Origin of the sequence: Saccharothrix ecbatanensis (genome assembly GCF_014205015.1) — a bacterium.
GTDB classification, from domain to species: Bacteria; Actinomycetota; Actinomycetes; order Mycobacteriales; family Pseudonocardiaceae; genus Actinosynnema; species Actinosynnema ecbatanense.
Window position 1 is genome coordinate 7852190 of record NZ_JACHMO010000001.1, and the last position, 14363, is coordinate 7866552.

Here is a 14363-nt window from a genome sequence, read left to right on the forward strand (position 1 = left end):
GTCCTCGGCTGAACCGATCCGGAATTAGACCAATCCACCTGTTCCCGTAAGCGCTTGCAATCCCTAACGTTGCCGCAAAGCTTGGTAGTGAAAGGTGCGTGGCATGGCAGAGGTCGCTTATCTCAAGGCTTCGCGGATCTTCTCCGGCAACCCGCCGGTCCGCGCGGTCGACGAGTTGTCGTTGGACGTCACCGACGGCGAGTTCCTGGTTCTGGTCGGTCCGTCCGGCTCCGGCAAGTCGACCGCGCTGCGCATGCTCGCGGGTCTGGAGGACGTGGACGAGGGCGCCATCCACATCGGTGGCAAGGACGTCACCAACGTCCCGCCCAAGGGCCGTGACATCGCGATGGTGTTCCAGTCCTACGCGCTGTACCCGCACATGACGGTCGCGGAGAACATGGGCTTCGCGCTCAAGCTCCGCGGCGTCAACAAGCTCGAGGTCAAGGAGAAGGTCGCCGAGGCGGCCAAGATGCTCGACCTCGAGAAGTACCTGGACCGCAAGCCGAAGGCGCTGTCCGGCGGTCAGCGGCAGCGTGTCGCGATGGGCCGCGCGATCGTCCGCGAGCCCTCCGTGTTCCTCATGGACGAGCCGCTGTCCAACCTGGACGCGAAGCTCCGCGTGGAGACCCGCGCGAACATCGCCGCCCTCCAGGCCCGGCTCGGCACCACCACGATCTACGTCACGCACGACCAGGTCGAGGCCATGACCATGGGCCACCGGGTCGCCGTGCTCAAGGACGGCCTGCTCCAGCAGTGCGACACCCCGCGCGCGCTGTACGACAAGCCGGCCAACGCGTTCGTCGCCGGGTTCATGGGCTCGCCCGCGATGAACCTGAAGACCGTGCCGCTGACGTCGGAGGGCGCGAAGCTCGACGGCATCGTGGTGCCGCTGGAGCGCCGCATGATGGACAAGGCCGCCGGTGAGGGCCTGTCCGAGGTCACGTTCGGCATCCGGCCCGAGTCGCTGGACATCGTCAGCTCCTCGGAGCAGGGCATGGAGATGACCGTCGAGCTGGTCGAGGAGCTGGGCGCGGACGCGCTCATGCACGGCTCGGTCCGCATCGGCAACGTGCCCGAGCGGTTCGTGGTCCGCGTGGACGGCCGCACGCCGCCCACCCTGGGCCAGACCGTCAAGGTCGCCGTCCGTGACGCCAGCGAGGTCCACCTGTTCCACCCGGAGTCGGGTCACCGCCTCACCGACTGACGTCCGATTCGCACACCACAGGGGCCATCTCCGTCCACACGGAGGTGGCCCCTGTGGTGTGGCCTGTGGTGCGAGGAACACCCGGTCGGTGGACATGTCGGTCGCGGAGCGTTCTAAACTGAACTCGACAACGGTTTCCATTGCCTGTGCGTCCGCCTGTCGAGGAGTGCTCTGATGACTGTCCGCAACGCGTTGCTCGGCGCGGTGGCCGCCGCGACCGCCGTCGCCCTGACCGCCTGTGGCGTCCAGGACACCCCCGCCCAGGACAACGGCAAGATCAAGGTCGTCGCCTCCACCAACGTGTGGGGCAGCGTGGTCAAGGCGGTCGGCGGTGACGACGTCGAGGTCACGGCCATCATCGACGACCCGTCCGGCGACCCGCACTCCTACGAGAGCAAGCCCGCCGACCTGGCCGCGGTGCGCGACGCCAAGCTCGTCATCTTCAACGGCGGCGGCTACGACGACTTCTTCGCCAAGCTCCTCGGCTCCGACACCGAGTCCGCCAAGAAGATCGAGGCGTTCCCGCTGTCCGGCAAGGCCGACGGGCACTCCGAGCCCGAGACGTCCGCCGAGCCCGAGACCGGCGAAGCGGGCCATGAAGAAGGCCACGAAGAGGGCCACGACCACGCCGTCAACGAGCACGTCTGGTACGACTTCTCGTCCGTCCGCAAGGTCGCCGACCAGGCCGCCGCCGACCTCGGCGCGATCGAGCCGGGCAAGAAGGCCGCGTTCGAGGCCAACGCCAAGGACTTCGGCGCCAAGCTGACCGCCCTTGAGCAGCGCGTCGAGGGCAAGGGCGCAGGCAAGAAGGTCATCGCGACCGAGGCCGTCGCCCACTACCTGCTCGACACCGCCGGCGTCGAGGACGTCACGCCCGAGTCGTTCGCCGAGGCCGTGGAGAACGAGACCGACATCCCCGCCGCGGCGCTCGCCGACGTCACCCGCCTGATCGAGCAGAAGCAGATCGTCGCGCTGGTCAACAACGCGCAGACGGAGAACGCGGGCACCCGGCAGGTCGTGGACAAGGCCAAGGCCGCGGGCGTGCCGGTCACCGAGGTGACCGAGACGCTGCCCGAGGGCGCCACGGGTTACCTTGACTGGATGACGAAGCAGGTCGACTCGCTGGTGGGGGCGCTCGGCGCATGAGAGTTCCCGGCACGACAGCCCCCCAGGTGGCGGACCGGTCCACGCGCGCCGCGGTCGCGTTGCGCGGCGCGCGCCTGTCCTACGGCGATCGGGTGCTGTGGGACGGGCTGGACCTGGACGTCGCCCCGGGTGAGTTCGTGGCCGTGCTCGGACCGAACGGCTCGGGCAAGACCAGCCTCATCCGGGTGCTGCTCGGCCTCCAGCCGCTGTCCTCCGGCACCGTGCGCGTCGCGGGCGGCAACCGGCGCATCGGCTACATCCCGCAGCAGCGGGCGATCGACGTCAGCCTCACCCTGCGCGGCCGTGACCTCGTCGGCTTCGGCCTGGACGGGCACGGCTGGGGCATCGGCTGGCGGAACCGGAAGGAACGCCGGGCCAGGGTGGACGCCGCGCTGGAGTCCGTCGGCGCGATGCGGTACGCCGACGAGCCGATCGGCCTGCTCTCCGGCGGCGAGCAGCAGCGGTTGAGGGTGGCGCAGGCCCTGGTCGGCGACCCCGAGGTGCTGCTCTGCGACGAGCCGCTGCTCTCGCTCGACCTCGCCCACCAACGCGTGGTCAGCGACCTGATCGACGCCCGGCGCCGCGCCGCGGGCACGGCCGTCCTGTTCGTCACGCACGAGATCAACCCGATCCTCCCGCTGGTCGACCGGGTGCTGTACCTGGTCGAGGGCCGGTTCCGGATCGGCTCGCCCGCCGAGGTGATGACCTCGCGGACGTTGACCGAGCTCTACCGGACGAACGTCGAGGTGGTCCGCGTGCGCGACCAGATCCACGTGGTCGGCGCGCAGCACGTGTGCGAAGACGAGCCGCACCACGTGGCGGATGAGGGCTGATGGAGAACTTCCTGGACCTGGACATCACCCTGGACGTGTTGCGCTACGTCCAGCCGATGCTCATCGCGGGCGCCCTGCTCGGGCTGCTGGGCGGGCTGCTCGGCCCGCTCATCGTCACCCGCAAGATGGCGTTCGCCGTGCACGGCACGAGCGAGTTGGCGTTCACCGGCGCCGCGGCGGCCCTGCTGATCGGGATCGGCGTCGGGTACGGCGCGCTGGCCGGGTCGGTCATCGCCGCCCTGCTGCTGGGGCTGTTGAGCACGCGTGACTCGGACCGCGACTCGGTGATCGGCGCGATCCTGGCGTTCGGCCTCGGCCTCGGCGTGCTGTTCCTGGCGCTGTACGAGGGACGCGCGGCGAACAAGTTCGGCCTGCTGTTCGGGCAGGTGGTGAGCGTCGGGTCGGCGGACCTGTGGCTGCTCGTCGTCTCGTCGGTGGCCGTGCTGGTGGTGCTGGCGCTCATCTACCGGCCGCTGCACTTCGCCAGCGTGGACGCGGCCGTGGCGACGGCGCGCGGTGTGCCGGTGCGGACGTTGTCGGTGGTGTTCGCGGTCCTGGTGGGCATCGCGGTGGCGTTGAGCGTGCAGCTGGTCGGCGCACTGCTCGTGCTGTCCCTGATGATCACGCCCGCGGCGGCGGCGACCCGCGTCACCGCCAGCCCGCTCAAGGCGACCCTGTTGGCCGTCGTGTTCGCCGAGGTGTCCGTGCTCGGCGGGATGGTGCTGTCGCTCGCGCCCGGCCTGCCGGTGAGCGCCTTCGTGACCGCCGTGTCGTTCCTGATCTACCTCGTCTGCCGGCTGACGAGCGGCAAACGGGAAAGAGTGCGATAACACGTTTGGCACCGGCCGTGAGCGGGTACACGGCCACCAGGGGGCACCCTGGCCCGCTGCCTGATGCGGGCTGTGCGGAGACTGGTGCCATGCGACGCATGATCACGCCCGTGGACCACCGCCGTCGCGGTGGTGCTTCCGGCCGTGACCGTGGGCGTCGTGCGGCCGGCGCCGGGCACTTATGCCGAGCGGGTCACCCCGGCTCAGGCCGAGCGGGACGCCCCGGCTTCCCGTCCCACGGAGGCTTCCTGGCCGACGGAGTCGTCCACCGGGGCGTCGACCCGCGGCGCGGGCAGCAGCCGGATCTCGCCACCGGCCACCCGGACCTGGTTCCGGCCGTTCTCCTTGGCCGCGTAGAGCGCGGCGTCCGCGCAGTGCTGCGCGTCCATCAGGTTGTCGCCGTTGTCCGGCAGCACGGCCACGCCGATGGACGCCGAGATGGCGCGCACCTCCGGCCCCTCCGGCGTCAACGGCAGGTTCCGGCCGCGCAGGGTTACCGTGTTCCGGTGCTTGTCGGTGGTCATCACGGACATCTCGCCGATCGCCTCGCGGACCCGTTCCGCGATGGCGGTGCCCTGTGCCAGGCCCGTGTCGGCCAGCACCACGACGAACTCCTCGCCGCCGTCCCGCCCGGCCACGTCGCCCGGCCGCAGCTTCTCCCGCAGGATCCGGCCCACCTCGGCCAGCACCGCGTTGCCCGCCGGGTGGCCCCACGTGTCGTTGATCCGCTTGAAGTGGTCCAGGTCGATGGCCAGCACGGTCACCGGCTGGTTGTCGTGGCGGCACCGGTCGGTGAGCCTGCCCCCGTACTCGGCCAGGCCGTTGGTGTTGAGCAGCCCGGTGCGGTAGTCGGTGTGCGCGTCCTCGGCCAGCCGCGCCTGCGCCTGCTCCTGCTCCCGCAGCAGCCGTTCGAGGTGCGCCCGCCGTTGCGCGGCGTGGTAGAGCAGCGAGTTGACCAGGATCACCGGGAACACCAGCAGCAGCGGACCCACCCAGTGCGTGGTCATCAGCATGCCGAGCACGGCGCCACCGCCGAGCGTGGTCAGCTCCAGCATGTTGTCCGCCCGGGAGCCCAGGAACTCCTTGATCCGGGTGTGCGGGGTGACGATCTTCAACGCGATGGCGATGTTCATGCCCTGCGCGCCCCAGTTGACCACCGCGGCCACCAGGAGCACCAGCACCAGGCCCAGGTCGGCCGGGATGCGGCCGGTGGCCAGCAGCGACAGGCCGGACACGTGCACCACGGCCCACGCCAGCATGGTGCCGCCGAGGATGCTCGCGGAGCTGAACACGAACCGGTACGGCTGCCGCCGCGCGATCGGCTGGATCAGGATCCGCATCCAGATCGTGGCGAGCACGGCCAGCGCGCCGGGCAGTGCGATGGCGGCGGCGAACGTCCACACGGACGTCAGGTCGATGTGCGGCCCGGCCGACTCGTTGCGCCGCGACTCCTCGGCCCGGCGGACGATCATCAGGTGCACGGTGATGGCGAACATGACCGCGCCGAACCGCAACCAGTCGGCGTTCGACACCGAGCCGAGGGTGGTGAGCAGCCAAATGGCCGCCGCCGCTACCGCCGATTCGATCAGGAAGAAGTAGCCGAGGGCGGCCGGTCGCAACGTCCAGAGATCCCAGTTGCGAATCGAGGGCCGGCCGACTGCCGCAGAAGCCTTCTGGTCAGTCAAACTGTTCTTCACCACGACCCCCTACCCTCTGCACGGCGTCGCATGGCGTACGCCGTTCGCAGCGGCACGTCCGTGCCCGAGAAGTGCAAGGAGGTGTTCGTCATGCGCAACCGCGACATGTGACACCACTCCCTCCATCCCCGGACCGAATGTTCACCGTACGTGCCCGCTGGCTAGCGGGCCGCAGCCGAGGGGACCTTCATGTTTGACAATCGCGATATGTGATGACTCCGTTTCAGATCACCACCGCCTTCGTGTCGTTTCGGGCGCGGGCCCGTCGCCAGGCTACGGCCGCCTGGGTGGCGAGCAGTAGCCCGATGCCGCCCGCACCCGCGATCGTCGCGGTCACCGAACCGATCGAATGCGCCACGACACCGGCCACCGCCATACCGCCGCCCTGCGACGAACGCAGAGCGGCACGGCCGATGCCGTACGCCCGACCTCTGTAGGCGTCGGGCAGGATGCGCATCCACGCCGAGCGTGCGGGCGTGTGGTACGCACCGGCCATACCGGCGATGACCAGCAGAGCGATGGTCCAGGTCAGGTTCGGGTGCAAGACGAACATGACCAGAGGGGCCAAGGACAGTATGGCGAGCGGCCCGATCAGCCGCTCGCGTTTGGCCGGATCACGCACCAACCTGAAGAGCACGGCCACGCCGAGGACGTTGGCGGCGGGCTCGATGGCCAGGATCAGGCCGACAGCCCAGATCGCGTCCAGACTCGCCGCCAGGGGCACGGCGAGTCCCTCGGGAACCATGGCGAAGCCGGCCAGCAGGCGCATGCCCATCAGGCTGCGCAGCCGCGGCTCGGTGACCAGGAGCGTGAACGCGCCCTTGGGGCCTTCGGGGTCCCGATGCGCGCCGAGCGGGTCGGCCGCGGGCCGGTGCTTGACGGAGGTCTGCACCAGGATTGCCACCCATATGAACGTGGCCGCGTCGATCGCGAGCGCCAGGTTGGGGCCGGCGCCGATGACGAGGAACCCGGCTGCTGCGAGACCAACCATCTGGGCGACGTCCACGGACGTGCCGAACAACGCCACGCCGTCGTCGTAGCGCTTCTCCGGCAGCACGTGGGGGAGGCTCGCCTCCTGGGCGGCCAGGAACGGCGACGAGATCATCAGGACCACGACCAGCAGCACGATCATGATCCACAACGGCGTGCCGGGCACGGCCATGAGAGCGACCAGGGCGGCCTGCAACCAGGCGCAGACGACCATCACCGTGCGGCGCGGGAACCGGTCCGCGAGCCAGCCGAGGAGCGGGCCGGAGATCAGCGGCGGGAACAGCGTCAACGACCACGTGAGGGCCGTCCACGCCGGTGACCCGGTGCGTTCGAACACCAGGAGTGACAGCGCCACGGCGGCGAGCTGGTCGCCGAACGTCGACACGGTCGAGCCGATCCACATGCCGCGGAACTCGCGGTTGCCCACGAGGGCGCGGATGGTCCCCCCGGAAGTCACAACTCCCCCAGGTTGCTCGGCCCCGATGAGTGAGTCACGTTACCCCCACCCGAAGTAACAATTCCCTCGGTTAGCACGGTAGAAGCTGCCGGATGTGCAATCTCTGTCCTACCACACTGTGTACCCGAACGGAGCAGGTCGGTTACATAAAGTAGTTACAACTGCGAAAAATCGACCACTTATTCTTGACAGTTGACGGTAGGTGACACGGCGTGAGCAATCCTCGCCTACCCTACGTCGAACGGGTCACCATTGGGGTCCGGGGTGGCTCGTCCGACCGGGCGAGCGCGTTACCTCATGTCGCCGAGCGGCGCGGGTCGGCCAGTGCGTCAATTGTGGAACAACACCGGCTTGTCGATCTTCAGAACTGGTAGTAGAGGAACGGGCTGAACGTGCCGCTCGCCACCAGCACGGCCGCGTAGCCGACACCCGCGGTCATCAGCGAGACCCTGGCCGCGGTGGCGATCCGGTCCCGGGAAGACTCCAGGTAGGGCCCGGTGACCGGGTGATGGGGCAATACCACGATCGCGAGCGCGACCAGCAGCAGCACAATGCGCTGATTGGTCGCCGCGGCGGCGACGGCTTCGGTCAACCCGCTGAAATCCGGCACCAGCATGTGACCGAGGATTGTGAACGCCGTGCCGAGATCGGCGGACCGGAAGAACACCCAGCCGATTACCACCAGCAACATGGTCAAGATCCGCCGGGCAATTCGGGTACGCGTGGTGATCGGCGCGGAATCCCAGCCGAAACGGCGCTCCAGCACGAGCAGCCCGCCGTGGAACAAACCCCACACCAGGAACGTCCAGTTGGCGCCGTGCCAGAAACCGGTGAGCACGAAAACGATCGTGAGGTTCCGGTACGTCTGGCGCACGCCGCCGCGGTTGCCGCCGAGCGGGATGTACACGTAGTCGCGGAACCAGCGCGACAGCGACATGTGCCAGCGGCGCCAGAACTCGGTGACGGTCACCGAGGAGTACGGGCGGGCGAAGTTCTCCGGCAGCCGGAAGCCGAGCATCCGGCCCAGTCCGATCGCCATGTCGGAGTAGCCGGAGAAGTCGAAGTAGAGCTGGAGCGTGTAGCCGATCGCGCCGAGCCAGGCGACGGCCGTGGTCATCTCGTCCGCGGGGGTGGCGAAGCAGGCGTCGACCATCGGCGCGATCGAGTCGGCGATGATCACCTTCTTGCACAGGCCGAGGGCGAACCGGGGGAAGCCGGCCGCGACGTCGTCCCAGCGGTGCATGCGCGGCTGCGGCAGCTGGTCGGCGATCTCCCGGAAGCGCACGATCGGGCCGGCGACGAGCTGCGGGAACATCGCGATGTAGGTGACGAACGCGACCGGGTCGCGCAGGGCCGGCCGTTCGCCCCGGTACACGTCGACCACGTAGGAGATGTGGTGGAACGTGTAGAAGGAGATGCCGATCGGCAGGGCGAGTTCGAGCACCGGCAGGTCGGCCCCTACGACGGCCGCGATGTCGTGCAGCTGCGAGGTGGCGAACCCGGCGTACTTCCAGACCAGCAGGACGCCCAGGTTGACCGCGATCGAGCCGACCAGGACCAGCCGCCGGTCGCCGGGCGCGTCCGGCTCCAGCCGCCATCCGGCCAGGTAGTTGACCGTCATGCAGACGAGCAGCAGCACCGTCGTCCCGCCCGCGCCGGACACGTAGAACAACAGGCTCGCCACCGCGACCACGCCGTTGCGCCAGGTCCTGGGCATGACGAGGACGGCCGCGAGCACGACCGGAAGGAAGAACCACAGGAACAACGGGCTGGCGAAGGACATCGCCGCAGACCCTATCCGCCGCCGATGCGCCCTGAGGCCGACTTCACCACAAACCGCCCCACCTCACACCCCACCCGCGAGTCCTACGTTCGCGTCGCGTGAGTCCTACGTTCGGAACACCCGAGTTCAACGTTCACGCGCGGGCGTCTGGAGTTGTCCACAGGCGCGCTTCGCGCGGCCCGGATTGTCGGTCCCCTCTGGCAAGATCAAAGCAGGGGTCCCCTTGGCGGGGACCCCTGCGGAGCAAGCAAGCGATCGGGTGTTCGCGGCGATCGCGATCCGTTCCTCGGCCGATGGCGAACCGCTGTGACGACGGGCCGGGCGGCGGCACGGGTGGGGCACAGGCGGGTGGTGCGGTGTGCACCTGCCCGGCTCGGCGGCGCGTTCCGCCACCGATGACCGGTCCTCCGGCTCACACCGACGACCCGGCACGCCTCGGCCGTTCCGACACCGCGCGCCACAAGACCAAGACCAGACCAGACCAAGCCTGCCGTGGCCGCTCAGGCGTCCCGACCCCACCAACCCGAACGGGCCGGGACTGCTGCGGAGCAAGCGCTCGCGTGTTCCGGCGCCTGGGTCAGGGGCGGACCTCGAGGCGGCGGCGGCGGGCGATTTCGGCCAGCACGACACCGGCGGCGACGGAGGCGTTCAACGACTCCACGCCGGCGGACATCGGGATGGACACCGTCTGGTCGCACGTCTCCTTCACCAGACGTGAGAGGCCCCGGCCCTCGGAGCCGACGACGACCACCAGCGGACCGGTCGCCAGCTCCAGGCCGTCCACGTCCACGTCGCCGTCCGCGTCCAGGCCGACGATCATCAGCCCGGCGTCGGCCCACTCCTTCAGCTGACGCGTCAGGTTCGTCGCCACCGCGATCGGAATCCGGGCCGCCGTGCCGGCACTCGTCCGCCACGCCACCGCCGTGATGCTCGCGGACCGCCGCTGCGGCAGCACGACCCCGTGCGCCCCGAACGCCGCCGCCGACCGCACGACCGCACCCAGGTTCCGCGGGTCCGTCACGCCGTCCAACGCCACCAGCAACGGCGGGATGCCGGACTCGTTCGCGATCTTCAGCAGCTCACGCGGCTCGGCGTACTCGTACGGCGGCACCTGGAGCCCGAGCCCCTGGTGCATCGCGCCACCGGTGATCCGGTCCAGCTCACCGCGCTGCACCTCCAGCACGGAGATGCCACGCGTAGCGGCCAGCTGCACCGCCTCGGCGACCCGGTCGTCCGCGTCGATGCCCAGCGCCACGTACAGCGCCGTCGCCGGGATACCGGCACGCAGGCACTCGACCACAGGGTTGCGCCCGGCGACCGTCTCCGGCCCGTTCTCCGCGGCCCTGCGCCGCTGCGTCCGGGCCTGGTCGGCCTTGGCGGCCGCACTGGCCCGCTTGTACGCGGGGTGGTTGGGTCGTTCGACCGCCTTGGGCGTCGGGCCCTTGCCGTGCAGGCCCTTCGGCTTCTGCCCGCCGGACCCGACGACCGCGCCTTTCTTGGAGCCGGGGTTGCGCATGGCGCCCCGGCGCTTGGAGTTACCAGCCACGAGCTCAGTCGTCCTTCAAAGTCCACAACGGACCGTCGGGGGTGTCCTCGACGGCGATACCGGCCAGGAGCAGGTGATCGCGCAGCACGTCCGCGCGCGCGAAGTCCCTGTCCTTTCGGGCCTGCGACCGCTCTTCCAGCAGCCGCTCCACCAGCACGCCCAACGCGTGTCTGCCCGCGCCGCCGGCCGCGGCGTCATGCCACTGCGGCGACAACGGGTCCAACCCGAGCACGGCGGTCATCGCCCGCACCGACTCGGCCGCGGCACGCGCGTCCATGTCGTCACCGGACTCCAGCGCGGTGTTGCCCTCACGCAGCCGCTTGTGGATGGCGGCCAACGCGCCCGGCGTGCTGATGTCGTCGTCCATCGCCGCCACGAACGCGGGCGACATGTCGCCTTCCGCGCCGACGACCCCGGTGCGCTCGACCACGCGCCGCAGGAACGACTCGATCCGCCGGTACGCGGACACCGACTCGTCCAACGCCTCGGGCGAGTACTCGATGTGCGACCGGTAGTGCGGCCCCACCAGGTAGTACCGCAGCTCGGGCGCGCGCACCCGCTCCAGCATCGTCGGGATCGCCACCGTGTTGCCCAGCGACTTCGACATCTTCTCGCCGCTGAGCGTGACCCACGCGTTGTGCATCCAGTACCGGGCGAACCCGTCGCCGGCGGCCCGCGACTGCGCCTGCTCGTTCTCGTGGTGCGGGAAGATCAGGTCGATGCCCCCGCCGTGGATGTCGAACGTCCCACCGAGGTAGGTGGTCGCCATCGCCGAGCACTCCAGGTGCCAGCCCGGCCGGCCCGGACCCCACGGCGTCGGCCACGACGGCTCGCCCGGCTTCGCCGCCTTCCACAGCGTGAAGTCGCGCGGGTCGCGCTTGCCGGTCGCGGCGGACTCGCCCTGGTGCACCTCGTCCAGCTTCTGCCCGGACAGCGCCCCGTACTCGGGGAACGACTTGACCGAGAAGTACACGTCACCCTCGGACGCGTACGCGTGGCCCTTCCCGATCAGCCGGTCCATCAGCTCGACCATCTGCGTGATGTGCCCGGTGGCGCGCGGCGAGTACGAGGCGGGCAGGCAGCCCAACGAGTCGTAGGCGTAATCGAACGCCCGCTCGTGCTGGTACGCCCACTCCCACCACTCGACGTCGTTCTCGGCCGCCTTGGCGACGATCTTGTCGTCGATGTCCGTGACGTTGCGCACCAGGTGCACGGTCGAGCCGTCCCGCGCCAGCCAGCGGCGCAGCACGTCGAAGTTGAGGCCGCTGCGCACGTGCCCGATGTGCGGAACGCCCTGCACCGTGGCCCCACAGACGTAGATCGACGCCGTTCCGCTGACCTGCGGGACGAACTCCCGCATGGACCGGGTCGCGGTGTCGAAGAGGTGGAGGCTCACGTGAAGATGGTACGGGCGGTGACCAGCGGGGGTTGAGTCGCCCGGTCAGATGTGCTTGCGGAGCACCTGGAGCAGAGCCTCCGGCCGGCTGCCCGTCGGGAGCGGTTCGACGATCTCCACCGCGCAGCCGACCGCTGCCGCGCCGCCGTCGGCCTCGGGACTGTCGCCGATCATCAGCGCCTCGGTCGGGTGCACGCCCAGCCGGTCGCAAGCGATGCGGAAGAGCTTCGGGTCCGGCTTGACGAAGCCCTCCTGGTAGGAGAGCACGTACTCGTCCACCCGGTTGTCAACGCCGTGACGTGCGAAAACAGCCCGGATGTCCCAGGCGATGTTGCTGACGACCGCGGTCGGGAGCTCGGTGCCCAACGCCTGCGCGGTGTCCTGGTAGGGCTGCCAGAACGGCGGGCTGCACAGGTCGGCGTAGAACCGCGCCGGATCCTTGGCGCCCGCCTTCGCGAGGACCGCGAGGTGCATCTCACGGTGCGCGTCGGGGTCGAGGTCCCGGCGTTCCCACTGCTCCGGGTCGATGTCCAACTCCGGGTCCAGGCCGACGGGCGCGGTGAGCGCGCGCATCAGCCCGGCGTGGGCGGCCAGCGTGTCGTGCTCCAAGCGGAACAGGGTGCCGGAGAAGTCGAAGAGCACGGCGCGGATCGTCACGAAACGCACGCTAGTGGGTCGGCGAAGGGGAAATCGCGTGATGCCGGAGAACCGAGACCAGGCTCACCGGGATGGCCGAACGACCGCGATGTCGATCAGCTGGTCGATCAGGAAAGCGGCACCAGAAGTGCGGTGGCCACCGCTGCGATGCCCTCACCGCGACCGGTCAGACCGAGCCCGTCGGACGTCGTGCCGCTGATCGACACCGGACCGCCTACCGCCTCGGACAGCACCTTCTGCGCCTCGTCACGGCGCGTGCCGATCTTGGGGGAGTTCCCGATGACCTGGACGGCCGCGTTGCCGACCTGGTAGCCGGCCTCCTCGACCAGCCGACGTGCCTCGGCCAGGAACTCGACGCCGTGCCGGCCGGACCACCGCGGGTCGCTCGTGCCGAACACCGCGCCCAGGTCGCCCAGGCCGGCGGCGGACAGCAGCGCGTCGCACAGGGCGTGCGCGGCCACGTCGCCGTCGGAGTGACCGGCGCAACCGTCCACGTCGTCCCAGCGGAGGCCGGCCAGCCAGCACTCGCGGCCCCGTTCCACCTGGTGCACGTCGGTGCCGATGCCCACCCTGGGGATCACGGTGCTCCTCCGGTTCCGGTCAGGATCGCCTCGGCGACCGCCAGGTCGAACTTCGTGGTGATCTTCATGGCGTCCTGGTGGCCGGGAACCGTGACGACCGGCACACCGAGCCGTTCCACCAGGCCCGCGTCGTCCGTGGCGTGCAGGCCGGACCGGTGGGCGCGCAGCAGGACGGCCGCGTCGAAGCCCTGGGGGGTCTGCACGATGCGCAGCGACGCCCGGTCGGGTGTGGCGACCACCACGCCGCCGTCGTCGACCTGCTTCACCGTGTCCGCGAGCGGCAGCACCGGGATGACGGCCGGGTGACCCGCGGCGACGGCGTCCACCACGGCCTTGACCACGGCCGGCGGGGTGAACGCGCGGGCCGCGTCGTGCACCAGCACGATCGTCGCGTCGGGCATCTCACGCAGCGCGTGCGTCAACGCCAGGCGCACCGAATCCGACCGCTCGGCGCCGCCGGCCACGACGTGCACCGCCCCGCCGGCTGGGGCCGACGGGGCGGTGACTGTCTTCACAATGTCTCGCACAACATCCACATCGGACGGGGGTGCGGCGATCACGACGTGCTGCACGCAGCCGGAGTCAAGCAGGCCGCGCACCGCACGCACGAGCAGCGGAACGCCGTCGACCGGCACGAGCGCTTTGGGCATGCCATAGCCCAACCGCTCACCCCGGCCCGCCGCGGGCACGAGCGCGACCACACTCATGTTCGCGGTTTCCGTGTGTCGGGTGGACGATCAGGACGCGGTAGCCAGGACCTCGTCGAGGAGGACTTCAGCCTTGTCCTCGTCGGTGCCCTCGGCAAGCGCCAGTTCGCTAACCAGTATCTGTCGAGCCTTCGCCAGCATCCGCTTCTCACCAGCGGACAGTCCGCGATCCTTCTCGCGCCGCCAGAGGTCGCGCACCACTTCGGCCACCTTGTTCACGTCACCGGACGCGAGCTTTTCGAGGTTGGCCTTGTACCGCCGGGACCAGTTGGTCGGCTCCTCCGTGTGGGGAGCACGCAAGACCTCGAAGACCTTGTCGAGACCCTCCTGGCCGACGACGTCACGAACGCCCACGATCTCGGCGTTGTCGGCGGGGACGCGAACCGTGAGGTCGCCCTGGGCAACCTTGAGAACGAGGTACTTCTTTTCCTCGCCCTTGATCACACGGGTCTCGATTGCTTCGATGAGAGCGGCACCGTGGTGCGGGTAGACGACGGTCTCTCCGACCTTGAAAACCATGTGTCCTCTGCCCCTTT

The 14363-nt window shown here is 69.7% G+C and carries 14 protein-coding genes; 4 read left to right on the forward strand and 10 right to left on the reverse strand.

The features are described 5' to 3' along the window. Nucleotides 1-103 precede the first annotated feature (103 nt). From F4560_RS34545 to F4560_RS34560, 4 genes are all read left to right on the forward strand, one after another. Nucleotides 104-1204 carry an ABC transporter ATP-binding protein gene (locus F4560_RS34545; protein WP_184927293.1) on the forward strand — a complete coding sequence of 367 codons (1101 nt, stop codon included), beginning with the start codon at nucleotides 104-106 and terminating at the stop codon, nucleotides 1202-1204. A gap of 174 nt (nucleotides 1205-1378) precedes the next feature. Continuing rightward, nucleotides 1379-2350 (forward strand): metal ABC transporter solute-binding protein, Zn/Mn family, encoded by a 972-nt coding sequence (locus tag F4560_RS34550; RefSeq protein ID WP_184927295.1) that lies wholly within the window; start codon nucleotides 1379-1381, stop codon nucleotides 2348-2350. After that, the gene (locus tag F4560_RS34555) at nucleotides 2347-3183 is read left to right on the forward strand and encodes a metal ABC transporter ATP-binding protein (RefSeq protein WP_184927298.1); all 837 of its coding nucleotides are present in this window, start codon (nucleotides 2347-2349) and stop codon (nucleotides 3181-3183) included. The genes F4560_RS34550 and F4560_RS34555 overlap by 4 nt, the downstream gene beginning before the upstream one ends. Then, complete coding sequence (locus F4560_RS34560) at nucleotides 3183-4013, forward strand: metal ABC transporter permease (RefSeq protein WP_184927300.1); 831 nt, start codon at nucleotides 3183-3185, stop codon at nucleotides 4011-4013. Before F4560_RS34555 ends, F4560_RS34560 begins: the two co-directional genes overlap by 1 nt. Before the next feature lie 203 nt (nucleotides 4014-4216). Here the strand turns inward: F4560_RS34560 and F4560_RS34565 are convergent, their stop codons facing one another. The 10 genes from F4560_RS34565 to F4560_RS34605 form a co-directional block, all read right to left on the reverse strand. Beyond that, nucleotides 4217-5698 carry a GGDEF domain-containing protein gene (locus tag F4560_RS34565; RefSeq protein ID WP_221483737.1) on the reverse strand — a complete coding sequence of 494 codons (1482 nt, stop codon included), beginning with the start codon at nucleotides 5696-5698 and terminating at the stop codon, nucleotides 4217-4219. A 235-nt stretch (nucleotides 5699-5933) separates the two neighbouring features. Beyond that, nucleotides 5934-7157: an MFS transporter gene (locus tag F4560_RS34570; RefSeq protein ID WP_184927303.1), complete on the reverse strand. Its 1224-nt coding sequence runs from the start codon at nucleotides 7155-7157 to the stop codon at nucleotides 5934-5936. Between the two features lie 361 nt (nucleotides 7158-7518). After that, nucleotides 7519-8940 carry an MBOAT family O-acyltransferase gene (locus F4560_RS34575; RefSeq protein WP_184927305.1) on the reverse strand — a complete coding sequence of 474 codons (1422 nt, stop codon included), beginning with the start codon at nucleotides 8938-8940 and terminating at the stop codon, nucleotides 7519-7521. Nucleotides 8941-9146: 206 nt separating this feature from the next. Then, nucleotides 9147-9401 carry a hypothetical protein gene (locus F4560_RS46745; protein WP_376775377.1) on the reverse strand — a complete coding sequence of 85 codons (255 nt, stop codon included), beginning with the start codon at nucleotides 9399-9401 and terminating at the stop codon, nucleotides 9147-9149. A 116-nt stretch (nucleotides 9402-9517) separates the two neighbouring features. After that, entirely contained in the window at nucleotides 9518-10486 is a 969-nt protein-coding gene (gene rlmB, locus F4560_RS34580; RefSeq protein WP_184927307.1) for a 23S rRNA (guanosine(2251)-2'-O)-methyltransferase RlmB, read from the reverse strand. Nucleotides 10487-10490: 4 nt separating this feature from the next. Beyond that, on the reverse strand, nucleotides 10491-11882 hold the full coding sequence (gene cysS, locus F4560_RS34585; RefSeq protein ID WP_184927310.1) for a cysteine--tRNA ligase: 1392 nt from the start codon (nucleotides 11880-11882) through the stop codon (nucleotides 10491-10493). Nucleotides 11883-11927: 45 nt separating this feature from the next. Then, nucleotides 11928-12539, reverse strand: a complete 612-nt coding sequence (locus tag F4560_RS34590; RefSeq protein WP_184927311.1) for an HAD family hydrolase — start codon at nucleotides 12537-12539, stop codon at nucleotides 11928-11930. Between the two features lie 107 nt (nucleotides 12540-12646). Beyond that, the gene (gene ispF, locus F4560_RS34595) at nucleotides 12647-13120 is read right to left on the reverse strand and encodes a 2-C-methyl-D-erythritol 2,4-cyclodiphosphate synthase (RefSeq protein WP_312869643.1); all 474 of its coding nucleotides are present in this window, start codon (nucleotides 13118-13120) and stop codon (nucleotides 12647-12649) included. Next, nucleotides 13117-13827 carry a 2-C-methyl-D-erythritol 4-phosphate cytidylyltransferase gene (gene ispD, locus F4560_RS34600; RefSeq protein ID WP_184927313.1) on the reverse strand — a complete coding sequence of 237 codons (711 nt, stop codon included), beginning with the start codon at nucleotides 13825-13827 and terminating at the stop codon, nucleotides 13117-13119. The genes ispF and ispD overlap by 4 nt, the downstream gene beginning before the upstream one ends. A gap of 30 nt (nucleotides 13828-13857) precedes the next feature. Further along, nucleotides 13858-14346 carry a CarD family transcriptional regulator gene (locus F4560_RS34605; RefSeq protein WP_012782996.1) on the reverse strand — a complete coding sequence of 163 codons (489 nt, stop codon included), beginning with the start codon at nucleotides 14344-14346 and terminating at the stop codon, nucleotides 13858-13860. Nucleotides 14347-14363 lie beyond the last annotated feature (17 nt).

What these genes read in the sequence shown, in the direction of transcription:
- F4560_RS34545 (WP_184927293.1), top strand. Translation starts at nt 104, where the DNA reads ATGGCAGAGGTCGCTTATCTCAAGGCTTCGCGGATCTTCTCCGGCAAC.
- F4560_RS34550 (WP_184927295.1), top strand. Translation starts at nt 1,379, where the DNA reads ATGACTGTCCGCAACGCGTTGCTCGGCGCGGTGGCCGCCGCGACCGCC.
- F4560_RS34555 (WP_184927298.1), top strand. Translation starts at nt 2,347, where the DNA reads ATGAGAGTTCCCGGCACGACAGCCCCCCAGGTGGCGGACCGGTCCACG.
- F4560_RS34560 (WP_184927300.1), top strand. Translation starts at nt 3,183, where the DNA reads ATGGAGAACTTCCTGGACCTGGACATCACCCTGGACGTGTTGCGCTAC.
- F4560_RS34575 (WP_184927305.1), bottom strand. Translation starts at nt 8,940, where the DNA reads ATGTCCTTCGCCAGCCCGTTGTTCCTGTGGTTCTTCCTTCCGGTCGTG.
- ispD (WP_184927313.1), bottom strand. Translation starts at nt 13,827, where the DNA reads ATGAGTGTGGTCGCGCTCGTGCCCGCGGCGGGCCGGGGTGAGCGGTTG.
- F4560_RS34605 (WP_012782996.1), bottom strand. Translation starts at nt 14,346, where the DNA reads ATGGTTTTCAAGGTCGGAGAGACCGTCGTCTACCCGCACCACGGTGCC.